Genomic DNA, 22,379 nt, shown 5'->3' with positions numbered 1-22,379 from the left:
GGTCAATAGTAAGCTATGTATTAGGAACTTCAAATAATAATCCATTGGTGTTTAAAACCTTTGATTTAGCATTGGAGGCCAACCTCGGTGCCACTCCCCTTCTCCACAGTGACAGGGGATTCCAATACACTTCCAATGTATTTAAAAGGAAAATTGAAAAAGCAGAAATGGTGCATAGTATGTCAAGAGTGGGAAGGTGTATCGATAATGGACCGATGGAGGCCTTTTGGGGAACATTGAAATGTGAGAAGTATTATCTAAACAAATACAATACGTTTGAAGAGTTGAAGAAAGACATTGAGGAATACATACATTTTTATAATCATGAAAGATTACAAAAAAGACTAAACGGCCTTAGCCCCTTAGAATACAGGGCTAAAGCCGCTTAATGTCGTTTATTTATTTCCACTGTCTACTTGACGGGGGGCAGTTCAGAATTGGAAGTTGCCTGATTTTTTATTAAAAGGGAATCCCAAGTATTAAGTCTCTCCAACCAGAACTAATTTTCTTTTGACCGGTCAAAGAAAAATATCTTACCTTCTTTAGTTGGAAAAAGATTTAACTCCTTAACCTTATCTGCGTGATTCGTCATGATTTCCTTAAAAAGTTCATTCGCGGATTTATTTTTTGTTTCTATCCCCAATTTTTTTGCGGCTTGGAAAATTCGTTTTTCTCGGACTTCGTGGGCTACTTTACGAAGATTTTTATTTTCAATAGATATGCCTAGTTCTTTAGCGTCTTTTTTAATCTGAGTCTCATGAATTTCATGGACTAAATCCTTTAAATCTTTGCCATTAGTCGAGATTCCTAAATCCTTGGCCACTTTTTTTATGTGGGTTTCACGAACTTCATTGGCTAAATCATATAGTTCTTTGCCTTCAATCGAAATACCCAACTCTTTCGCTTCATTTTTGATTACTGTATCTCGGACTTCTTTCTCCAATGAATCTATGTCCTTCCCTTTGGTGTCAATCCCTAGCGATTCGGCCTGCTTTTTAATAAACTCAGGATCGTGTTTAAAATGAGCTCGACCATGGGCTTCTGTTGCCTTTACATGTGCGTTATCCTCTGTTGCAAAAACCTGCACTGAACCTAGAAATCCAAACAATAAAACCATTACACAAATACAGGTCCTCTTCATCTTTCTCATCATGTGATATCCTCCTAAAATGGTTTGGGTATTGCAGATGATAGGATGTCCAGAAGATATTACCAATTTATGAACAAGTTGTTAAATTTTGTATTACGCTTCTTTTATTTTTCTTTGCTAAAATGTAAGGATTCATAATCTGAGATGAGATGAGATGAGTAAGGGATTTTTCGAATTCTTAATATACTTCCATGCAGACTCGGAATTTTTTTCCACTTCCTGTTGTTTAAGTCCAATCATTGTTTGGTAATCATACAAAAATAAAGCTCCTGCAAAATTAGGAGCTTTAAAGGAAGTTATTATATGGATTTGTTTATCGAACTTTTTCTAAATGACGTACCATTTGCCCGTAATGACCTGTTACGTGCTGAACGATTAAATGGTCGACTAAGAATGATAACGGTTTTCCGTCAAAGTTTGGATTATAACTTGGAGCTGTTTTTACTAGATCCTCTTCTTTAACTCTAGCAAGTGCTGCCTCAACCTTCGGTACTAAGTTTAGTAGTTTAGTTATGGCATACTCTTTCTTAATACGAGATACAATGTTTTCATCTACTGCAGCTAAACGACGTACATGTTCATGATTCCGTCCCCATTTTGCACCTGGAACAACTAGCAATGCTTCCAAATCGGCTACCCAAAAATCTACCGCTTCTAAAATATGAGAAACAATTTGCATGGTGGACCATTCATTTTCAGAAGGTTTAACATAAAGAGTTGCCTCTTCCGTATTTTTCACTACCGCTACAATATCATCTATACTCTTTTTAAAAGTCTCCAATTTTTCATTCAGTACTGCTGTCGACATCGTAATAAGCCCTCCTACAATTCACTTATTGTGAACTTTCAACACTTTCGTGCTAAATAGTATTATAAGAATAGATTAAAAATGCGCTAGAGTTAGCTCTAACGCATTTTTGATTTGCGTAAAGTTGTAAATTAGCAATCGACACGTTGGTAATTTTTATTGAAATAGCCATATAAGAAATCAACAATCTTGTAATCAGTTGGTTTGTGTTGTTCTAAAATAAAGTTGCGAAGTGAAATGGTCGTTGGATCCTCCGCGTGAATGATTTCGCCCCATTTACGTGCTGTTGTTTGTACCATTGTAGAACGTGGAATTCGCATTTCTTGGTATGCTTTAAATGCTTCTTCGTAAGTATTATGTTCTTTTAATTTCGCACCTAGGACAAACGCATCTTCAAATGCTTGAACGCCGCCTTGAGCTAAATATTGAAGCATAGCATGACCAGAATCCCCTAATAGCGTAATGTTGCCTTTTGTCCAATTGTCGATTGGTTCACGGTCAAACATTTGCCAACGGAATTGACGGTTAATGTAAGTTAAAGCGTTTTGAACTTTTGGATGACTATTTTCAAAACGACGTGTAAGTTCTTCTGGATTTCCCCAGTCTTCTACAGTAGCATCATAGGATTTAAATACTACTACTTGGTTGTAAAGCTCACCACGACGAACTGGATATTGTACTAAGTGTAGGTTTGGCCCAATCCACATGATGACATCATCTAAGTCTAAGTTTGAGTTATTAGCCACTTCTTCAATTGGAATCGTTCCACGGTAAGCTACATAAGCAGAGTTTACTGGTTCATCATCAATCAGTAGCTTACGCATTTTTGATTTTACCCCATCCGCACCAATCACTGCTTCTGCACTAAACGTTTCACCATTTTGGTTGACAATGGTTACAGTATCACCGTTTTGTTCTGCCGTTTGAATGGTTTGGTTTGTAAAGAATTTGATATTCCTGCGTTTTTGACATGCTTCATATAGAACTCTGTGTAAGTCAGAGCGATGCAATACGACATATGGTTGGCCGAATTCTTTTTGGAAACCTTCCCCTAAATCAAGAGTTGCTAACACTTCTGCAGTATAAACATCTTTTAGAACAAGACGTTTTGGTACTACCGCATGCTTTAAAATTTCTTCCTTTACTCCTAGACGGTCTAACACTTCTAACGCGTTTGGTGCTAACTGAATACCTGCACCTACTTCTCCAAATTCAGGTGCTTGCTCAAAAATTGCTACTGATTTACCAGATTCCTGGATTGATAGGGCTACGGCTAAACCACCGATTCCTCCACCTACTACAATAATATCGCTTACATTAGTCATTGAAAATTCCTCCCAAATAAGTTATTATCTTCTACAAATAGTGAACAATGTTCTTGATAAGTAAACTTTAAATCATCTTTCACTATTTCGTCAATACAAAAATTTTTAAATTCTGAAATTTCTTTTAATCAATTTATCTACTACACTATCCAATATCAATTGAAAAGAGGGGGATCATTATGACAATTGAAACGAAAACAACTGGTGTTCAGTCATTACAAATTGGGTTAAACATATTAGAAATCTTAGCAATGGATAAAGAGCCTCTAAAGTTTACTGATATTCAAAACCGAACTTCTATGACAAAAGGTAATTTATATAAATATTTGGCAACACTATGCCAATTTGGATTAATCAATCGTAATCCTCATACAAACACGTATACGCTTGGACATAAATTAGTACAGTTAGGAAATATTGCTTTAGGTCAAACTTCTTTAATTGAAGTGGTTATACCCTATTTCAAAAAGATCACCGAGCACACGAGCCTAACAGTACTACTGGCTGTTCCTTCGATAAAAGGCCCACTCATTTCATATATTTTAAGTGCAGATTATGGAATAAATATCGGAGCACAAATGGGGACACACTTGCCGCTCTCCTCCTCAACCGGCGTCGTTTTTTCTGCTTTTGAAAATGATGTCCTCATGAAAGAATGGGAAGAAGAAGAATTATCCCAGCTTAATGAAAGTGAATTACAGCAATATCAAGGTGAAAAGGAAAAAACAAGAGAGTTGTTTTTTGCATCAAAAACTGAACCGCTAATCAATCATGTCTCTTCTTTTAGTGTCCCTTTATTAAATTTCAACAATGAACTGCTCGGTGCCATTACCATCGTTGGTATTACTGAGACTGTACCAAAATCAGCGGACCATCCGATTGGACAATACGTTCTCAAAACCGCAAAGGGAATTTCAGAATATTATGGTTTCATAGAATAATCTCCTACTCTTCCATCTGCGTTTTAGCATGAAGTTCTTCTATAGAAGTTTATGCTTTTTACTTTGTAATCCTGAATATTTGAGGAGATATGAAATGATAATAGGATTTTATTTTTTCTGAAAACAAATAATATTGACAATCTTATCAAAACCTATTAATATTTTTTATAAATAGTGAACTAGTTTCACAATTAGTGAAAACGAGGAGGACAACAATGAAACTTATTAATTTTACTGTCGCTGGGCATACTCGTGCAGGGGCAATCGTGGACAACCAAGTAATCGATTTAAACTATGCGTACCAAGCACAGTTAAAAGCAGAAGGAAAGTACCGTTTCGAAGCCATCGCAAAAGCATATGTGCCAGAAAATACAGACGAGTTATACCAAGGTGGTAAAGAATCACTGCAACTAGCGCAAAATGCAATCGATTTCATTTTAGCTAATCCTGAAAGCTTTGATAAAAAAGTGATTTACAATCTCGAGGATGTTAAGGTAGAAGCACCTGTTCAACGGCCAGGCAAAATTATTTGTGTTGGTCACAACTACCGCGAGCACATTTTAGAAATGGGTCGTGAACTCCCAACCCACCCAGTTATTTTTGCAAAATTCGCTAATACCATTTTAGGACCCGAGGACGATATTCCACACTATCCAATTTCTGACCAACTTGACTATGAAGCAGAGTTTACTTTTGTTGTTGGCAAACAAGCACGCAATGTTTCCGAAGAAGATGCATTAGACTATGTAGCAGGTTATACCATTACAAATGACGTCACCTATCGTGATATTCAACGACGCACTCTTCAATGGTTACAAGGAAAAACAGTTGAAGGTAGTGCACCGATGGGACCCTATTTAGTAACTTCCGATGAGTTACAAAATCCATCTGGCTTAGATGTTGTTCTAAAAGTAAATGGGGAAATACGTCAAAAAACAAATACTGCGAATCTAGTATTCTCCGTTCAAAAATTAGTAGCTTTCTTATCCAATTTAATGACATTAGAGCCAGGGGATGTTGTTTTAACAGGAACTCCTGGGGGTGTTGGAGTTGCGATGAATCCTCCGCAATTCTTAAAAGATGGAGACGTCGTTCGGATTGAGATCGACCAACTTGGTGCGCTTGAAAATAAGGTAAAGGCAACAGATGTCTTAGCCACTGTATAATTAGGATTTGCAAGGGGTCTAGCAGCATACGCTGCCCCCCTTTTCGCTATAAATTTGAATAATAAAGGAGAATGTGAAATGGCTGAAGTAAATCCAGAAGTTCAGGAGTTTATGAAAAGCTCAATTGTAACCGATTACACAAGAGATATTCAACAATACAACTTAGGACCTCTTTGGGAAGCAATTCCAGCAATTATGCACAAAACGCCAAAGCCTCAGGCACAAGCTTATCTTTGGAGCGATGAATTACTCAAAAAGAAAATGGCTGAAGCCGCTCAAATCTTCACTCCAGAACGCGGTGGGGAACGTCGTGCGATTTATTTCCAAAATCCTGGCTTAACTTATCGTGAACCTTGGGGATGGGGATCTACTACTCAAACGATTTATGCAGCTATTCAAATGTTATTGCCTGGTGAGCAAGCTCCCTCGCACCGTCACTCACAAAGTGCCTTGCGCTTCATTTCTGAAGGATCAGGTGCATACACGATCGTACAAGGTCAGCGTATTTTCATGGAAGAAGGCGACTTTTTAATTACTCCAAAGGGCTTATGGCATGGGCACGCCCATTTAGGTACAGAGCCGATGTATTGGATGGATGCTTTAGATATCCCTACTCTTTACGCAATCGGTGGTACCTTCTTTGAACCTTATGAAGATGGTTTACAACAACCAGATATTCCAGATAACTTTTCAGAGATCCGTTATCGTGGCGGCATGGTTCGTCCTGTTGGTGATGAAAAATTCACAGTTGCTCCACTTGCTAATTATAAATGGGATCGAACGGTAGAAGGAATTAAAGGCTTGATGGAATTCGATCCAAATCCACAGCATGGATATGCAGTAGATTACATTAACCCATCTACAGGTAAATCGGCGAACCCGACGCTTGGCACTCGAATGCAGCATTTACCACATGGGTTCCAAACAAAGGCATTACGCCATACACACTCAACTGTTTACCAAGTACACAAAGGTTCAGGTCACACAGTCATTAATGGCATTCGCTTCGATTGGAAAAAAGGCGATTACTTCGTTGTTCCAAACTGGGCTTGGTATGAACACTCTGCATCAGAAGACTCTTACCTCTTCTCAGTAAACGATTTACCAATTATGAACCGTTTCGACTTAGAACAAGAGCAATTGTTTGAAGAAAACAACGGCCACCAAAAAATTACTGGCGAATTTAAAGCGGACTTCCGTTAATAGAATGATTTAAAAAAACGCTCAATTTGAGCGTTTTTTTTCATTTGCAAATTTGAAACTGCCCTAACCTATTAAAGGTAAGCCTTTATGACCACTTCACTAGTGAATTAAGTAATATACCCACGGCAAAAAGCAGCAGCATGATATGTGTGTAGTTTAACGTACGCTTTCGTTTATTTTGAAGAAAAATCAATATCCAAAGAATAGCTAAAACGATATGAATAAAGTCCAGTACATGTTCATCTCCTGCCATTAGCACCATCTCCTAGGATCTTCGTTTACATGTGTTTCCGAAAATCCCCCGATATCCCATCTTCCTTATCTTTTGAGCCATTTTTAGGCTCCTATCATCCGATACCAAATGATCATTTAAACAGGGGCAACCACCTTATGAAATCCACTCATGCAAATACAATCGTTTTATTACCATGAACAAGTACTTTATCTTCAACATGCCAGGAAACGGCTTCGGCGAGAACTCTTTTTTCCACATGACGTCCCGCTGTCTTTAAATCCGCTACTGTATAGCGATGATTAATACGCTGTACATCTTGTTCAATAATTGGTCCTTCATCAAGATCATTTGTTACATAATGGGCAGTTGCTCCTATTAACTTCACCCCTCGGTTAAACGCTCTTACATAAGGATTTGCCCCAACAAAAGCCGGTAAGAATGAGTGATGGATGTTAATGATTTGTTTAGGATATTGCGAAATGAAATTAGGAGAAAGAATTTGCATATACCTGGCCAAAACAATAATATCTACTTTCCCTTTCAATAGTTCAAGTGCTTTCTGTTCGGCATCTCCTTTCGTTTCTTGAGACAGCGGGATATGATAAAAAGGGATGCCATAACCCTCAACCAATTCTTTTAAATCAGTATGATTACTGATCACCATAGGGATATCCACAGGAATTTCATTAGATTTCCACCGCCAAATAAGCTCACTGAGACAGTGGTCCGCTTTGGAAACAAAGATGGCCATTCGCTTTCTTCTTTCATTACTGCTCAATTGCCAATCCAAAGCATAATCCCGCGCCATCACATGTAGATCTTTTTCAAGTTTTTCAAATGTAGAATCAAATTCTTCCAAATCAAACTCGATCCGCATAAAGAATATTCCTGCTTGTGGATCCGTTGTATGTTGGTCAAAATGTACAATATTCGCTTTGTGTTCTAATAAAAAATTCGTTACGGTCGAGATAATCCCCGGCTTTTCCGGACAAGAAATTAATAATTTTGCACGGTTCAGCTTTACCTTTGTGTTCATTGCTCTTCCACCATCCTTAGGATTATGATTGATGTTATTTTATGCATGAATTGCCTTTCCATCTACGGCAAGAGCAGCTTCACCAATTGCTTCAGCCAATGTCGGGTGGGGATGGATCGTATGAGCAATATCCATGGCGGTTGCGTTTAATACACGAGCGAGGCCTATTTCTGTAATCATATCCGTTACATGTGGACCTACCATATGAGCTCCTAACAGCTTATTCGTTCCTTCTTCAACAACCAGTTTGACAAAACCATCTGATTCACCAAAAACCAATGCCTTTCCGATGGCACGGAATGAAAATTTACCAGTTTTTACTTGATACCCTTTTCCCTTTGCTTCTCCTTCTGTGAGCCCAACACTTGCTACTTCTGGGCTGCTGTATACACATTTTGAAACAAGAGTCGAATCAAGTGGTGCAGGGTTTTCTCCTGCCATATGTTCAATCGCGATGATCCCTTCATGTGAGGCAACATGGGCAAGCTGCAGGCCGCCAATCACATCACCTATAGCGTAAATGTTTGGTTCATTCGTTTGATAAAACTCATTTGTTTTAATAAAATCACGATCTAGATCAATGGTAGTATTTTCAAGCCCAATGCCTTCCGTATTTGGTAATCGCCCTACGGAAACTAAAAGCTTATCAGCAGAAAACGGTGTTTCTTTTCCTTTATGCTCCGCTTTAATCGAAACACCCTCACCTTTTTCAAGTGTCTCAGGCAGCACCTTTGCACTAGTGACGATTTTCACACCTTTTTTCTTCATTAAACGCTGGATTTCCTTTGATACATCTTGATCTTCTGTTGGTAATATACGATCGGCATATTCAAGTACTGTAACTTGTAATCCGAAGTCCACGAGCATCGATGCCCATTCGATTCCAATCACTCCGCCGCCAACAATGATAATCGAATATGGAAGCTCCTCCATTTTCAAGGCTTCATCCGATGTCATCACATAGCTTTCATCTACTTCTAGGCCATGGAGTGTTCTTGGACGAGAGCCTGTTGCAATCAAAATATTCCGGGGGCTTAAAATGATTTCCTCTTCTTGATTATTCAATTCCACTAGAACATCTTTTGACTGCAAGATACTACCTTTACCATCATAAACATCGATCTTTCCTTTTTTCATTAAATGTTGGACACCTTTAAATAGCTGAGCCGTAATTTCTTCTTTCCGAGCCTGTACTTTTGAGAAATCAAGTCCAACTTCTGAGGCAATGACACCATACTTATCTACATTTTTTGTTTGAGCGTACACTTCTGCGCTTCTTAATAAAGCCTTACTAGGGATACAACCAGCATGAAGGCATGTTCCACCGATTTTTCCTTTTTCAATAACCGCCGCTTTTAAACCTAATTGGGAAGCGCGAATGGCAGCAACGTACCCGCCTGTTCCACCGCCGATAATAACAACATCATATTCTTTTGTCATCTTCGTGTCTCCTTTAATAAAAATATGTAATCATATCTATAGGAAAACTTGGTTTAATATCATCATAAAACAGTTCAAACTCCAATCCGTATTACACCTCAACAATGTACCTATTAAACAATTTCAATTGCACATGCACTTGAGGCAAAGCTTTCTCCAACTAGAAAACCGTGTTCAGCGCTATAATCGATTTGTGTTTCTTCATTTATATAGCGTTTTGTAAAACGATCCAGCAAAATCTGAATCCCATCCATCTCAATGATAAAATCGTTTCGTCGTGGTTCATCAAATACAATGGAAAACTTAACAGTCATACCACATCCGCCAGCGACTTCGGCGTCAATCCGGGGAGTCTGGTCTCCATTGACTACCATTTCCTTTAGCTTGTTCATGGCTTCTTTTGTCATTTTTATCATCATAGGACTCCTCTCCCCCTATTTTAATTGATTACGCATTCGCTTTTGCTGCATTGACCTGTTCGTCAGCATGATAAGAGGAGCGAACGAGCGGACCGGCCTCGCAATGACTAAAGCCTTTTGACATGGCAATGTTCTTTAGTTCTTCAAACTCTTGTGGACTCCAGTATTTATGGACTTTAAGATGATGTTTGGTTGGCTGCAAATATTGACCGATTGTCATAATATCTACATTGTTTGCACGAAGATCGTCCATCGTTTCTATAATTTCTTCTTTTGTTTCTCCTAGACCAATCATAATACTTGATTTTGTTGGAATAGTAGCATTCATTTCTTTTGCTCGTCTCAAAAACTCAAGGGAACGTTCGTAAGTTGCCCGTGAACGAATTCTTGGTGTTAAACGTTTCACTGTCTCAATATTGTGATTTAAAATGTCTGGCCTGGCATCCATTAATGTTTTTAAGTTGTCATATTCACCCTTCATATCGGACGGGAGGACTTCAATGCTGCAGAATGGATTGCGGCGTCTTACTGCCCGTACCGTTTCAGCAAATACCCCGGCTCCTCCATCCTTTAAATCATCACGAGCAACGGCTGTAATCACGACATGCTTTAAGCCCATCTGCTCCACTGATACAGCAACACGTTCTGGTTCTTCCCAATCAAGCTCTGTCGGCAGCCCTGTTTGAACCGCACAGAATCGACAGGCACGCGTGCATACACTTCCTAAAATCATAAAGGTTGCGGTTTTACGTTCCGCCCAGCATTCATGAATGTTTGGGCATTTCGCTTCTTCACAGACCGTATGTAGCTTTTTTTCACGCATCATTTTTTTTATGCCAGTATATTGTTCATTCGTATTTAATTTTATTTTTAGCCATTCCGGTTTGCGAACATGATCAATAGACATATCTTCCACTCCTATGAACAGTCATGAAGTTTTTGGTTTATTTTAAACCACCAAGAATGACATAGTGAGAAAATTCATTTTCTCTATATCTTCATTCTCAGTGGTTCATGTTTACCCATTCGTTTAAGACATTACGGTTTCTCTTTTTACTGCTTCTTCTTTTGTATAACGTAAGATTGGTGTTCTAGCTGCCTGTACTTCATCCAAGCGGCCAATAACCGTAGTATGTGGTGCGTCTAATACGACACCTGGATTTTCTTCCACTTCTTTTGCAATTTGAATCATGACATCCGCAAAAGCATCTAGTGTTTCTTTTGACTCTGTTTCTGTCGGTTCAATCATCAAACATTCCTCCACATTTAGCGGGAAGTAGATGGTAGGTGGATGGTAGCCAAAATCAAGCAGACGTTTGGCCATATCAAGTGTTCTTACACCAAGTTTTTTCTGTCTTGATCCAGATAACACAAATTCATGCTTACAAATTTGTGAATACGGTGCCTCAAAATACGGCTCGAGTTTCTTGCGAAGATAATTCGCATGTAGTACTGCACTTTCCGACACTTGACGTAACCCCTCAGGTCCCATTGTGCGAATATAGGTGTACGCACGTAATAGAATACCGAAGTTTCCATAATATCCTTTAACTCGACCGATAGATAGCGGTTGGTTAGAATCTAGCACATATACCTCATTCACTTTCTCAACACGCGGTACTGGTAAAAACGGAATCAGTTTCTCTTTCACACCGACTGGACCTGCACCTGGGCCGCCGCCCCCATGAGGTGTAGTAAATGTTTTATGAAGATTTAAGTGCACGATGTCAAAGCCCATTTGACCCGGAGTAGATTTCCCTAAGATGGCATTCGCATTAGCTCCATCATAGTATAATAAGCCGCCTGCTTCGTGAACAACCTTAGCGATTTCTACGATTTCTTTTTCAAACAGGCCGAGAGTATTTGGATTTGTTAGCATTAGTGCTGCTGTATTATCATTTACATGCTTCTTTAATTCTTCTAAGTCGACTAACCCATGCTCATTGGATGGAATCGTTATCGTTTCAAAACCGGCAACCGATGCACTTGCAGGGTTTGTTCCGTGTGCGGAGTCTGGAACAAGGACTTTCGTTCTCACCTCTCCTTTTTGCTTATGGTAGGCTTTGACCATCATTAACCCTGTCCATTCACCTTGAGCTCCTGCTGAAGGCTGTAAAGTCACTGCATCCATTCCTGTGATGACAGCTAACTCTTCCTGTAATTCATATAAGACCTCTAGTGCGCCTTGTACTGTTTCTGTTGGCTGGTATGGATGAATGCGGCTAAACCCTTCCAAACGAGCTACATCTTCATTAATTTTCGGATTGTACTTCATCGTACAAGAACCAAGTGGATAGAAGCCATTATCGATCCCATGGTTTTTATTCGAAAGCGCTGTGTAATGACGAACAAGCTGCAACTCTGATACTTCCGGGAGTTCTGCTGGTAGGTCACGAATCAAATGCTTGGGAAGTTTATCATTTAGATCAACAGTATCAACGTCACTTTCCGGAAAGCTTGATCCAACACGTCCTTGACGACTGATTTCAAAAATTAGGTCATTATATTCAACCATTTACAACTGCCTCCAATACCTCGATAAATTGGTCAATCTCTTCTTTTGTCCTCTGCTCTGTTACTGCTAGTAGCATTTGATTTTCTAAACCGTAATCCGTTCCTAAATCAAACCCACCGATGATACCTGCCTCAAGAAGTTTGGCATTGACTTCCTTTACCGGACGAGGAAGCTTAACAACAAATTCATTAAAGAATGGCGCTTTATTCATAATGGTAAAGCCTTTTTTATTTAGAGATTTTGCCATGTAATCTGCTTTTTCAAAGTTTAATTGGGCCATATGACGAATTCCTTGCTTTCCAAGTGCACTCATACAAACCGCAGAAGCAAGTGCATTTAATGCTTGGTTTGAACAAATATTGGATGATGCTTTATCACGGCGAATATGTTGTTCGCGTGCTTGCAGGGTTAATACAAATCCGCGTTGTCCTTTTTCATCTTTCGTTTGCCCGACAATTCGTCCTGGAATTTTTCGCATGAATTTCTTACTTACCGTAAAATAACCGCAGTGTGGGCCGCCGAAGGACATCGGGATTCCTAATGGCTGCATATCCCCAATCACAATGTCTGCTCCAAGTTTACCAGGAGCCTGCAAGAGTGCCAGTGCCAATGGATTGGCGCTTACAATTAAAAGCGCTCCTTTTGTATCCGCGATATTCTTAATTTCTGCTAGATCCTCAATGGAACCGAAAAAGTTTGGGTATTGAACAATAACAGCAGCAGTGTTTTTATCAATTTGTCCTTGCAGCTTCACTAAGCTTGTCTCATCATCAGTAAGATTGACGTCTTCAACTATATAACCTTGGCCATCTGCTACCGTATTTAAGATGGCACGTGATTCAGGATGAACTGCCTTTGACACAAGTACTTTGGAACGCCGTGTTGATGCAACAGCAAGTGATGCAGCTTCCGCAAGAGATGTAAAGCCATCGTACATCGAAGAATTGGCCACATCCATTCCTGTCAGTTCACAAACCATGGTTTGGAATTCAAAAATCGCCTGTAATTCACCTTGGCTGATTTCCGGTTGGTATGGTGTATAGGCTGTGTAAAATTCGGACCGTGAAATCATATGATTGACCACACTTGGAATATAGTGATCATAGGTTCCTGCACCAAGAAAGGTTGGGTAATGATTAGCATTTTTATTTTTGGAAGCAAGTTGATTCATTTTTTTCAAAAGAAGCGGCTCAGGCACAGCCTCTGGAATAGGTAGCTCACCATTTAATTGAATTTCAGCTGGAATATCTTCAAATAACTCATCTATCGAAGAAATATTTAAAAAAGCGAGCATTTCCTCTTGATCTTGTTTCGTATCAGGGAGGTATCGATAAGTGGAAGTCATTTTATTCCTCTCCTTCATTAATAAATGCTTGGTACGCATCTTCATTTAAAAGTGATTCCAATTCTTCAGGATTGGACATTTCCACTTCTACTAACCAACCTGCTTCAAATGGATGTTCATTAATCGTCTCAGGTGCATCTCCTAACTCTTCGTTTACAGTAACAACCGTACCTGATACAGGAGAGTATAGGTCAGAAACTGCTTTTACTGATTCGATGGTCCCCATTGATTCATTCGCTGTAACTTCATCATCCACTTCTAAGGTTTCAACAAAGACAATATCTCCTAATTGCTTTTGTGCAAAATCAGAGATTCCAATACGTACTCGATTTCCGTCTAATTGTAATACCCACTCATGTTCTTTGCTATATAGTAAAGTTGCTGTCGCTTTAGTCATTGTTTCTCTTCCTTCCGATTGTAAATTCAAGTTTGATCATTCAGGTCTTGATTTCATGTAAGTTTACGTAACAGTCGGCCTGCCTATCATCTTTATGCAAGTTAGCCAGAGAACTCTATCACTCTATTAACCCTTTTTATAGAACGGTGTTTTAACAACAACCGCCTCAATCTGCTTATTACGGATGACCACTTTTAATGGTGTTCCCACTTCTGCATGTTCTGCGGATATTAGTGCAAGGCCTATGCTTTTCTTTAAAGATGGTGATTGGGTTCCTGATGTAACAACACCAATTGCCTCTCCACCTTCTGAAACTACTTGATAACCGTGGCGTGGAATCCCCCGGCCTGTTACCTCAATTCCTACTAATTTTCGTTTTAATCCGGCTTCTTTTTGTGCTGAAAGTGCGGATTTACCGATAAAATCACTTTCTTTTTTCGTTTTTACGGCAAAGCCGATTCCAGCTTCAAGGGGACTAATATCACTTAATAGCTCTTGACCATAGAGTGCAAGACGTGCTTCTAAACGAAGCGTGTCACGTGCACCGAGGCCACATGGTTTTAAGCCATCATCACTTCCTACTTCTAAAAGCTTTACCCAAAGTGCTTCGACTTGTGCAGCATCTAAATAAAGCTCAAAACCATCTTCTCCTGTATAACCTGTACGAGATACGAGCACATCTGTAATCCCGTCCAGGTTGACATGTTGAGCAAATTTAAATGGGCCAATTTCTGATAGATTTGCTTCCGTTAACTTTTGTAAAATACCTTCAGCCTTTGGACCTTGGATGGCAAGCTGTGCAATGTCATTCGAAATATTTTGGAGCGTCACATCTCCTTTTACATGCTGCTTCATCCATTCATAATCTTTCTCAATATTTCCGGCATTAATGACGAGTAAATATTTTTCATCCGCTAATTTGTACACTAATAAATCATCGACTGTTCCGCCGTCTGGATAGCACATTGCTGTGTACTGTGCTTGATCGATACTAAGCTTTGTTACATCGTTAGTGACAAGGTAGTTAATGTAACTCTCTGCATCTTTGCCTTCAACAAGCACTTCACCCATATGTGAGACATCAAAAAGACCTGCTTTTGTTCGAACCACCTCATGCTCATCTAAAATGCTGGAAAATTGTACTGGCAATGCCCAGCCTCCAAAATCAATGACCTTCGCACCTGATTTTCCATAAATTTCAAAAAGTGGTGTTTGCTTTAATGCTATTTCTGTCCCCATTGATAGACCCCCTACTTATGATTTCCTACAAAATAGTCGTTCCTTCACCTGTTTACCTGTTTCTGTCGTTGCTAGACCTCCAAGCGCTGTTTCCCGAAGTGTCCGAGGCATATCTTTTCCAACCCTATACATCGCTTCAATTACTTCATCACACGGAATGCGACTTTCAATCCCAGCAAGAGACATATCAGCCGCTGAAAATGCGATGGAGGTTCCAATCACATTTCGCTTTATGCAAGGCACTTCAACAAGACCTGCTACTGGATCACAAACTAAACCCAAGAGTGACTTCATGGCAATGGCCGTCGCATTCACTGCTTGCTGTGGCGTGCCCCCTTTTAACTCAACGATTGTTCCTGCGGCCATGGCTGTTGCGGATCCTACCTCTGCTTGGCAGCCTCCAGCCGCCCCCGAAATGAATGAACGATTTGCAATGACAAACCCGAGCATACTTGCTGTGAACAACCCCATGACTAAATCTTTATAGGGTGTGCCATCATTTTTATGAAGCGAAAACAATACACCAGGCAAAATACCGGCTGCCCCAGCAGTTGGCGTGGCTACAATAACCCCCATCCGTGCATTGCTTTCAGAAGTTGCCAATGAAAAGCTCATTGCATTGCTTACATAACTACCTGACAGAGATTTACCTTGATGTACGTAATCATACATTTTCACGGCATCCCCGCCAGAAATTCCACTCGGTGCGGTTGAGGCATCTTTTATACCGCTATCAACGGCTTCTTTCATTTTGATCAATCGCTCTTCCATCATGCTAATAATGGTTTCTTGGTCTCTTCCTGATTTTTCTGTTTCCATCATCAACATGATTTCACCAATGGTTTTTTGTTCTCTTTCACAAGCTTCAATCAGCTCTTTCATGGACTGTATCTTCATTAAATTGCCTCCATAAGTACTTTCCCTCTTGGTTGATAAGAACTAGCAAGGACTGTAAAGTCATCGCCTGCACTTAAACGAATATCTACCATCTTCTCGTTAATCATAAAGATTTTTGATAAGCCTCCACCAAGTGATGCACCGCCAACCTTTACAACACGATCTTCGTATTTCACTGTCACGATTGTTGTATTTGGGTGGTCATAGTAGTCACAGATATCTTCAAATTCGAAATTGTACTGCATGCCAACCTCTTTTGCCCACTCCAATGAATGTTTAATGCGTGTATCATCGGTATCCATCCCAAGCAATCCGCCAAGAAGTGCTTTATCTGTTCCATGTCCTTGATAAGTTTCAGCAAAGGAATCATAAAATACAATATTGACCTCTTGTGGACAATCTCCTAACAGTTCATAAATAAATTTCCCGATAGATACGACACCTGCTGTATGAGAACTCGACGGTCCCACCATAATCGGGCCAATAATGTCAAAACAACTCTGAAATTCCATCCTCATACCCCTTTCTTATACTGTGATTGCCTGTTGAAATAACGGATAGACGCCACAAATTGCTTTGGTTGTTTCTTTTGCTTTCTCAAGTACGACTTTGTCCCCTTTGCTCTTCAAAACAGCTGCGATAACTTTCCCGACTTTCACCATATCATCCTGTTTCATACCTCGTGTCGTTAAAGCCGCTGTTCCCATGCGAATACCGCTCGTAACAAACGGCTTTTCTGGATCAAATGGAATCGTATTTTTATTTACAGTAATGCCCGCTTCTTCTAATAATTTTTCTGCTTCTTTTCCAGTTAAATTCCACGGACGTAAATCTAAAAGGACGATATGATTATCCGTTCCACCAGAAACAAGGGCTGCACCTTCATTTTTTAATGTTTTGCCTAGTGTGTCGGCATTTAGAATGATTTGTTTCGCATATTCCTTAAAGCTTGGCTGCAATGCTTCATTGAATGCAACCGCCTTAGCTGCAATAATATGCATTAACGGGCCGCCTTGAATCCCTGGGAACACCGATTTATTAATGGCTTTTATCATCTCTTCATCATTTGTTAAAATAATGCCGCCGCGCGGTCCTCGGAGCGTCTTATGCGTAGTGCTCGTTACAACATCTGCGTATGGAACCGGCGATGGATGAAGACCAGCTGCAACAAGTCCCGCAATATGCGCCATATCTACCATGAATTTTGCGCCAACTTGATCAGCAATTTGTCTAAACCGTGCAAAATCAATCGTTCTAGTGTAAGCACTTGTACCTGCAATGATCAATTTCGGTTTTTCTTTATTCGCGATCGCTTCCAGTTCATCATAATCAATCAATTGAGTATCTTCTCTCACACCATAGGAGACTACCTCAAACCATTTTCCTGAAACACTAACAGGACTTCCGTGCGTTAAGTGTCCGCCATGTGAGAGGTTCATCCCCATCACTTTATCACCAGGTTGAAGCAGAGCGAAAAATACAGCAAAATTTGCTTGTGCACCTGAGTGAGGCTGAACATTGGCATATTTAGCACCAAACAGCTGAGTTAGGCGGTCAATCGCTATTTGTTCTGCCACATCGACAAATTCACATCCGCCATAGTAACGCTTCCCTGGATAGCCTTCTGCATATTTATTCGTCATCACACTTCCCATTGCTTCTAAAACATCTTGGCTTACGAAGTTTTCAGATGCGATCAACTCCAATGTTTGATGCTGACGATGCTGCTCTTTCCGAATTGCTTCAAAAATAGTTGAATCATTTTGTTGTAAACTCATCCCGTTTCCCCCTTGATTCGTTGTTTTAGCTACCTCTATCTGTGTTTAACCTCGGATTTTATCTGTTCATTCTCAAGATAAAATCTGAAGCGAAACATACTTTTTTGCACGCAAAAAAGGACAGAAAAGGGTAGCACATGGCTTACTTCTACCCTTCTCTGTCCTTTTACCTGAGAGTTTAAGTTCGATTAAGAACCTTCCCCTTTGGTGGCAAATACTTTATCTGCGCTCTCCAGAGTTGCGTCCAATTGTGGTTCCATCTACCTGAGAGATTTGTTCCAAGGGTCTTTTTGGAACTTGCTCCTTCGGTGGCGTGTAAACTTGCACTCTCCCACAACCATCTTCCGCTTATTTATTTTTATTATTTTCAGAATAATAGTAAATGCAATCTAAGTCAAGCTTTTTTGAAAGCGGAAACATTATTTATTAATAAAAGTTATTTTTTTGGGTTGCCACTTAATTTTCTGCTACTTTTTGTTGATTCTCCTGATCCGCATAATTCTCCCGATCCGCATAATCCGCCTTCTTTATCAACATCTTATAAATCGCAATCAGCATGATAAACCAGACAGGTGTTACGAATAAGGCAACACGAGTGTCTTCCGCAAGTGCAAGTACGACAAGCACGAACGCTAGGAAGGCAAGGATTAAGTAATTGGAAAATGGATAAAGCGGCAATTTAAATTTGTTCACTTTCGCTAGATCTGGTCTGGTTTTGCGGTATTTCAAATGACTGACGACAGTAATACCCCAAATAAAGATGAAACATACTGTAGAAATACTTGTAATCAGCGTAAATACTCCTTCTGGCATTACATAGTTCAACACAATGGCAATTAAAATAACAACAGTGGAAAAGAACAATGCATTGGAAGGTACCTGACGAGAAGTAAGTTTTGCAAATGGTACAGGTGCATTTTTATCTCTGGCAAGTGAGTATACCATCCGGCTTGTACTGAAAATGGCGCTGTTACATGCCGATGCTGCAGATGTTAGAACGACAAAATTGACGATACCAGCAGCTGCAGCGATACCAACCGCCACGAATACTTGAACGAATGGGCTTTTCGCTGGATTGATGGCGTTCCACGGATAAATACTCATAATGACAATAAGGGCGCCAATGTAGAAAATTAATACCCGAATAGGAATATTATTGATTGCTTTTGGGATAACTTTTTCCGGGTCTTCTGTTTCACCAGCAGTAAGTCCTACAAGTTCAATGCCAACAAACGCAAACACCACCATCTGGAATGAGAGAATAAAGCCATTTATGCCATTTGGGAACATGCCGCCGTGACTCCATAGATTCGTGAAACTGGATGCGCCTGAATTTGTGGAAAAGCCTTTAATAATCATGAAAATCCCGATAACAATTAATGCAAGAATCGCAATAACTTTAATTAATGCGAACCAGAATTCCATTTCGCCAAAAAGCTTTACGGTTGCAAGGTTCATGATTAGCAAAACGACTAGTGCAATTAATCCTGGCATCCATTGTGGTACATTTGGAAACCAAAACTGAGTATAGAGACCAACTGCTGTTAAATCGGCCATAGCGATTGAAATCCAGCAAAACCAGTAGGTCCAGCCAGTAATAAATGCTGCCATATTACCTAAATAGTCTCTAACAAAGTCAACAAAAGAATGATATTTCAAATTGGATAAAAGCAGTTCTCCAAGTGCACGCATGATTAAAAAGCAAATGACACCTGTAATCAAGTAAGCAAATAAAATCGATGGACCTGCTAAATGAATAGATCTACCTGCTCCAAGAAATAATCCTGTTCCGATAGCCCCGCCAATAGCGATAAGTTGAACGTGCCTGTTTTTTAAACCTCTCGACAATGTTTGTTCCTGCATATGAATTCCCTCTTTCTTCTTTTTGAGAATGTTTAATATTTTATTAGTCAATTCGGCAGAAATAAGCGCTTACATTTTTCTGAAAATTATACTCAACAGGACAATCATGATGTGCACTCTCCAATTATTAGTTTTGTGTTTACCTCCTCCTTTTTTTGTTTATTACTATTTTTCTCCACAAAAAAAGGACAGAGAAAAATAGGCGTTCCCCATTTTCCTCTGTCCTTTTACCTGAGAGTATAACTCCTTTGGTGGCACATGGCGCTCTCCAGAGACGCGTCCTATTGTGGTCCTTTTACCTGAGAGATTGAGCCCAATTTTTGGGACTTGCTCCTTCGGTGCTAAACAATGCGTTTAGTCTCTCCCACAATACTCATCCGCAATTATGAATATAATTAAATCCTAGTCTATTCAAGGAATGATGTCAAATGAATTTTCTGAATTTAATTAATTATTATAATTTTATAGAAATACAGAAACCATTGTTAACAGACACTTTTCCATTACAATTTAATGTATTCATGTGTCTTCAACTCCTATTTATATGTTAATCCAAAATCAAATCCGTAAGAATCCCCATTTTTATTTTTATAGACATAGGAAGGATCCTCTACATAGCCTGGAATATCTCCAACCTCGTTGTCTACCGCTTCTTTGTTAGCAGGTATGGTGAATGGAAGTTTCCCTGTCGGATTGTATTTTCCACGAATAACGTCTACGATTGCCTCAGCCTTTACGCCAAACGTGCTGATTACCGCTCCAGCATTGGGCTCAATTTGATCAATCAACCACGGGTTAGTGAAGTTAATCGCAGTAATCGTCGGAACTTTTTTCTGAATCTCAATAATTCTATCAACATTAGTAATTCCTGTTTCAGGGCCTATGGTTATCCGTGGATTATTATCCCAATTCGATTGAACAGGTCGGACCCAAACAAACGCATGAGTCGCTTCCTCAAGTTTATCCGTTACTGTGATAGAAGTATCATACCTTTTTATGGTTTCTTTTAATTTCTGGGTGGCCGCTGCAGCATTTCCTCCCTGGAACATCTCAATGTATAGTTTGACATCCTTTATTTCACTATCACCCAATGGTAATACATTTTTACCATCGATATTGTCATTGCGTAATAGAACTAATGACTTTCGGTGTGCTTCATCCGCTTTTTTCTGTGATTCAGGATTATTGACCACATCAAGCGCATTTTGACCATCGACATAAGGGTTTTCGAAAAGGCCTAATTTCATCATCTCTGTTAGTAAGAAAGTGACTGATTCATCCACTTTTTTCTCATCAAGCAAACTGTTTTTAACTGCATTAATAATTGGTGTTGGATCGGATGCACCAGAAATGATATTTGTCCCGGCATCGATTGCTTTCGCAAATTTTTGTTCTGGTGTTAATCCTTCAGCACCCCATGCATTATTACCAATAGCACCCGTATCGGAATTGACATATCCTTTGAAACCAAGCTCTCCACGTAAGAGGTCAGTGATGAGCGCTTTGTTTAAAGCAAAACCAACTTCTTCAAATTGCTGATTCTCACTATACCATGGCAAACCTTGGTCAGCGCTCGTATTGCTTGGATATGCGTAATATGGCATGACTGACGAAACTCCAGCTGCAATAGCTGCCTTAAAGGTCGGAATATGATATTTAAGCAAGCTGCCTTCAGTTGGATATGGATTGAATTTCCCCTCCACAAAATGAGGATCTAAGCCGTTATCACGTGCTCCACCGCCAGGGAAATGCTTCACAGTGATTGCCACACTGTCTTTACCAAGCTCATCTCCTTGAAAACCTTTGATTACGTTATAGATCATGTTTGAAGCTAGTTCTGGCTGCTCTCCAAATGTATCTTCAATTCTTGCCCAAAGAGGGTCAGTGGCGATATCAGCTGTATACCCGTAAACTTTACGAATACCCGATGCTCGCCATTCCTTTGCGGCCGTTTCCGCAAAGTCTTTCACAAGACTGGCATCTCGAGTTGCCGCTAAACCTAAAGGACCTGGCCAAAAAGAATGCAGACCTGCCCCCTCACTATTATTCGTATAATCTGTTGAGGCATGATTCCGCGGGTTTGAAGTGATAACGATTGGTATTCCTAACCTTGAACCCTCTGCTTCTACCTGCAGCTGATTATTATAATCTGCAACGATATCTGCCGTTGGGGTTTGCCGAAAAATATAGTACCGTGTGTTTTGATTTATTAATTTATTCGGTAGGACTAGCTTGTTATCTTTAAATTGCGGGAATTCAGTAATTCATTCCTGCTTTTTCCTCAAGTGTCATCTTTTTAACAAGATCCTTAACACGTACGTCAGTAGGGACCTGCCAGTTTTCATAGGGGTCGAGTCTTCCGTTATTATTAAGGTCTTTAAATTTCTTCTCACCCTGTACAAGGATGTTTTTGGTCCTCACTTCAATAGCAGGTGCATTTTGCTTATTGCCATTCGATTTTCCCGGTTCCGCGCTTGCATATGGAATAGCAAGCGATGATAACATCAATGCAGCAATCGTTAATGTTGATGCTTTTTTTGAAAATAGTTTCATATCTATTTCTCCCCCGTTTTCCTATTAAAATACTTACAAAAAAGAGTAAAACTAGTTAAATCTTAAACG

The 22,379-nt window shown here is 39.7% G+C and carries 22 protein-coding genes and 2 riboswitches; of the genes, 4 read left to right on the top strand and 18 right to left on the bottom strand.

The window, feature by feature from the left end; all coding sequences use genetic code 11:
• On the top strand, positions 1-389 hold a 389-nt coding region (locus J7E77_RS08045), incomplete at its 5' end, for an IS3 family transposase (protein WP_214713431.1).
• Positions 390-499: 110 nt separating this feature from the next.
• Here J7E77_RS08045 and J7E77_RS08040 read toward each other — a convergent pair.
• From J7E77_RS08040 to J7E77_RS08030, 3 genes are all read right to left on the bottom strand, one after another.
• Positions 500-1,153, bottom strand: coding sequence for a hypothetical protein (locus J7E77_RS08040; protein WP_214713430.1), 654 nt, complete (start codon positions 1,151-1,153; stop codon positions 500-502).
• A 310-nt stretch (positions 1,154-1,463) separates the two neighbouring features.
• Positions 1,464-1,958, bottom strand: coding sequence for a DinB family protein (locus tag J7E77_RS08035; RefSeq protein ID WP_214713429.1), 495 nt, complete (start codon positions 1,956-1,958; stop codon positions 1,464-1,466).
• A gap of 131 nt (positions 1,959-2,089) precedes the next feature.
• Positions 2,090-3,283 carry an FAD-dependent monooxygenase gene (locus J7E77_RS08030; protein WP_214713428.1) on the bottom strand — a complete coding sequence of 398 codons (1,194 nt, stop codon included), beginning with the start codon at positions 3,281-3,283 and terminating at the stop codon, positions 2,090-2,092.
• A 179-nt stretch (positions 3,284-3,462) separates the two neighbouring features.
• Between J7E77_RS08030 and J7E77_RS08025 the strand changes: the two genes are divergently transcribed.
• The 3 genes from J7E77_RS08025 (at position 3,463) to J7E77_RS08015 (ending at position 6,593) form a co-directional block, all read left to right on the top strand.
• Positions 3,463-4,224 (top strand): IclR family transcriptional regulator, encoded by a 762-nt coding sequence (locus tag J7E77_RS08025; protein WP_214713427.1) that lies wholly within the window; start codon positions 3,463-3,465, stop codon positions 4,222-4,224.
• A 215-nt stretch (positions 4,225-4,439) separates the two neighbouring features.
• Positions 4,440-5,390: a fumarylacetoacetate hydrolase family protein gene (locus J7E77_RS08020; protein ID WP_214713426.1), complete on the top strand. Its 951-nt coding sequence runs from the start codon at positions 4,440-4,442 to the stop codon at positions 5,388-5,390.
• A 78-nt stretch (positions 5,391-5,468) separates the two neighbouring features.
• Complete coding sequence (locus tag J7E77_RS08015; RefSeq protein ID WP_168244344.1) at positions 5,469-6,593, top strand: cupin domain-containing protein; 1,125 nt, start codon at positions 5,469-5,471, stop codon at positions 6,591-6,593.
• Between the two features lie 85 nt (positions 6,594-6,678).
• Here the strand turns inward: J7E77_RS08015 and J7E77_RS08010 are convergent, their stop codons facing one another.
• From J7E77_RS08010 to J7E77_RS07940, 15 genes are all read right to left on the bottom strand, one after another.
• On the bottom strand, positions 6,679-6,846 hold the full coding sequence (locus J7E77_RS08010; RefSeq protein ID WP_168244345.1) for a hypothetical protein: 168 nt from the start codon (positions 6,844-6,846) through the stop codon (positions 6,679-6,681).
• A 148-nt stretch (positions 6,847-6,994) separates the two neighbouring features.
• Positions 6,995-7,864, bottom strand: a complete 870-nt coding sequence (gene purU / locus J7E77_RS08005) for a formyltetrahydrofolate deformylase (RefSeq protein WP_214713425.1) — start codon at positions 7,862-7,864, stop codon at positions 6,995-6,997.
• 39 nt (positions 7,865-7,903) lie between these two features.
• Entirely contained in the window at positions 7,904-9,304 is a 1,401-nt protein-coding gene (lpdA, locus tag J7E77_RS08000) for a dihydrolipoyl dehydrogenase (RefSeq protein ID WP_214713424.1), read from the bottom strand.
• Positions 9,305-9,417: 113 nt separating this feature from the next.
• Positions 9,418-9,723 (bottom strand): iron-sulfur cluster biosynthesis family protein, encoded by a 306-nt coding sequence (locus J7E77_RS07995; RefSeq protein WP_214713423.1) that lies wholly within the window; start codon positions 9,721-9,723, stop codon positions 9,418-9,420.
• A gap of 28 nt (positions 9,724-9,751) precedes the next feature.
• Positions 9,752-10,630: a lipoyl synthase gene (gene lipA, locus J7E77_RS07990; RefSeq protein WP_214713422.1), complete on the bottom strand. Its 879-nt coding sequence runs from the start codon at positions 10,628-10,630 to the stop codon at positions 9,752-9,754.
• 123 nt (positions 10,631-10,753) lie between these two features.
• A complete protein-coding gene (gene gcvPB / locus J7E77_RS07985; RefSeq protein ID WP_214713421.1) occupies positions 10,754-12,238 on the bottom strand; it encodes an aminomethyl-transferring glycine dehydrogenase subunit GcvPB in 1,485 nt (494 codons plus the stop codon).
• Positions 12,231-13,583 carry an aminomethyl-transferring glycine dehydrogenase subunit GcvPA gene (gene gcvPA / locus J7E77_RS07980; protein WP_214713420.1) on the bottom strand — a complete coding sequence of 451 codons (1,353 nt, stop codon included), beginning with the start codon at positions 13,581-13,583 and terminating at the stop codon, positions 12,231-12,233. The genes gcvPB and gcvPA overlap by 8 nt, the downstream gene beginning before the upstream one ends.
• 1 nt (position 13,584) lies before the next feature.
• Entirely contained in the window at positions 13,585-13,980 is a 396-nt protein-coding gene (gene gcvH, locus J7E77_RS07975; RefSeq protein ID WP_214713419.1) for a glycine cleavage system protein GcvH, read from the bottom strand.
• A gap of 126 nt (positions 13,981-14,106) precedes the next feature.
• The gene (gcvT, locus tag J7E77_RS07970) at positions 14,107-15,219 is read right to left on the bottom strand and encodes a glycine cleavage system aminomethyltransferase GcvT (protein ID WP_214713418.1); all 1,113 of its coding nucleotides are present in this window, start codon (positions 15,217-15,219) and stop codon (positions 14,107-14,109) included.
• A 15-nt stretch (positions 15,220-15,234) separates the two neighbouring features.
• Positions 15,235-16,116, bottom strand: coding sequence for an L-serine ammonia-lyase, iron-sulfur-dependent, subunit alpha (gene sdaAA, locus J7E77_RS07965; protein WP_098934092.1), 882 nt, complete (start codon positions 16,114-16,116; stop codon positions 15,235-15,237).
• The gene (locus J7E77_RS07960) at positions 16,116-16,628 is read right to left on the bottom strand and encodes a serine dehydratase beta chain (RefSeq protein WP_214713417.1); all 513 of its coding nucleotides are present in this window, start codon (positions 16,626-16,628) and stop codon (positions 16,116-16,118) included. The genes sdaAA and J7E77_RS07960 overlap by 1 nt, the downstream gene beginning before the upstream one ends.
• A gap of 15 nt (positions 16,629-16,643) precedes the next feature.
• Positions 16,644-17,894 carry a serine hydroxymethyltransferase gene (gene glyA / locus J7E77_RS07955; RefSeq protein ID WP_214713416.1) on the bottom strand — a complete coding sequence of 417 codons (1,251 nt, stop codon included), beginning with the start codon at positions 17,892-17,894 and terminating at the stop codon, positions 16,644-16,646.
• A gap of 241 nt (positions 17,895-18,135) precedes the next feature.
• A riboswitch (glycine riboswitch) is annotated at positions 18,136-18,238 on the bottom strand.
• Positions 18,239-18,350: 112 nt separating this feature from the next.
• Complete coding sequence (locus tag J7E77_RS07950; RefSeq protein ID WP_214713415.1) at positions 18,351-19,757, bottom strand: amino acid permease; 1,407 nt, start codon at positions 19,755-19,757, stop codon at positions 18,351-18,353.
• Between the two features lie 277 nt (positions 19,758-20,034).
• Positions 20,035-20,134, bottom strand: a riboswitch (glycine riboswitch).
• A 159-nt stretch (positions 20,135-20,293) separates the two neighbouring features.
• Positions 20,294-21,916 (bottom strand): glycoside hydrolase family 3 protein, encoded by a 1,623-nt coding sequence (locus J7E77_RS31400; protein WP_308160468.1) that lies wholly within the window; start codon positions 21,914-21,916, stop codon positions 20,294-20,296.
• A gap of 97 nt (positions 21,917-22,013) precedes the next feature.
• A complete protein-coding gene (locus tag J7E77_RS07940; RefSeq protein WP_214713413.1) occupies positions 22,014-22,310 on the bottom strand; it encodes a hypothetical protein in 297 nt (98 codons plus the stop codon).
• Between the last annotated feature and the right edge of the window lie 69 nt (positions 22,311-22,379).

The organism is Bacillus sp. ISL-77 (assembly GCF_018613105.1).
This window is presented reverse-complemented; position numbering and strand designations above follow the sequence as displayed.

Bases quoted from the DNA above. Each gene is read 5' to 3' on its own strand.
- J7E77_RS08040 (WP_214713430.1), bottom strand. From the start codon at position 1,153: ATGATGAGAAAGATGAAGAGGACCTGTATTTGTGTAATGGTTTTATTG.
- J7E77_RS08035 (WP_214713429.1), bottom strand. From the start codon at position 1,958: ATGTCGACAGCAGTACTGAATGAAAAATTGGAGACTTTTAAAAAGAGT.
- J7E77_RS08030 (WP_214713428.1), bottom strand. From the start codon at position 3,283: ATGACTAATGTAAGCGATATTATTGTAGTAGGTGGAGGAATCGGTGGT.
- J7E77_RS08025 (WP_214713427.1), top strand. From the start codon at position 3,463: ATGACAATTGAAACGAAAACAACTGGTGTTCAGTCATTACAAATTGGG.
- J7E77_RS08020 (WP_214713426.1), top strand. From the start codon at position 4,440: ATGAAACTTATTAATTTTACTGTCGCTGGGCATACTCGTGCAGGGGCA.
- J7E77_RS08015 (WP_168244344.1), top strand. From the start codon at position 5,469: ATGGCTGAAGTAAATCCAGAAGTTCAGGAGTTTATGAAAAGCTCAATT.
- J7E77_RS08010 (WP_168244345.1), bottom strand. From the start codon at position 6,846: ATGGCAGGAGATGAACATGTACTGGACTTTATTCATATCGTTTTAGCT.
- purU (WP_214713425.1), bottom strand. From the start codon at position 7,864: ATGAACACAAAGGTAAAGCTGAACCGTGCAAAATTATTAATTTCTTGT.
- lpdA (WP_214713424.1), bottom strand. From the start codon at position 9,304: ATGACAAAAGAATATGATGTTGTTATTATCGGCGGTGGAACAGGCGGG.
- J7E77_RS07995 (WP_214713423.1), bottom strand. From the start codon at position 9,723: ATGATGATAAAAATGACAAAAGAAGCCATGAACAAGCTAAAGGAAATG.
- lipA (WP_214713422.1), bottom strand. From the start codon at position 10,630: ATGTCTATTGATCATGTTCGCAAACCGGAATGGCTAAAAATAAAATTA.
- gcvPB (WP_214713421.1), bottom strand. From the start codon at position 12,238: ATGGTTGAATATAATGACCTAATTTTTGAAATCAGTCGTCAAGGACGT.
- gcvPA (WP_214713420.1), bottom strand. From the start codon at position 13,583: ATGACTTCCACTTATCGATACCTCCCTGATACGAAACAAGATCAAGAG.
- gcvH (WP_214713419.1), bottom strand. From the start codon at position 13,980: ATGACTAAAGCGACAGCAACTTTACTATATAGCAAAGAACATGAGTGG.
- gcvT (WP_214713418.1), bottom strand. From the start codon at position 15,219: ATGGGGACAGAAATAGCATTAAAGCAAACACCACTTTTTGAAATTTAT.
- sdaAA (WP_098934092.1), bottom strand. From the start codon at position 16,116: ATGAAGATACAGTCCATGAAAGAGCTGATTGAAGCTTGTGAAAGAGAA.
- J7E77_RS07960 (WP_214713417.1), bottom strand. From the start codon at position 16,628: ATGGAATTTCAGAGTTGTTTTGACATTATTGGCCCGATTATGGTGGGA.
- glyA (WP_214713416.1), bottom strand. From the start codon at position 17,894: ATGAGTTTACAACAAAATGATTCAACTATTTTTGAAGCAATTCGGAAA.
- J7E77_RS07950 (WP_214713415.1), bottom strand. From the start codon at position 19,757: ATGCAGGAACAAACATTGTCGAGAGGTTTAAAAAACAGGCACGTTCAA.
- J7E77_RS07940 (WP_214713413.1), bottom strand. From the start codon at position 22,310: ATGAAACTATTTTCAAAAAAAGCATCAACATTAACGATTGCTGCATTG.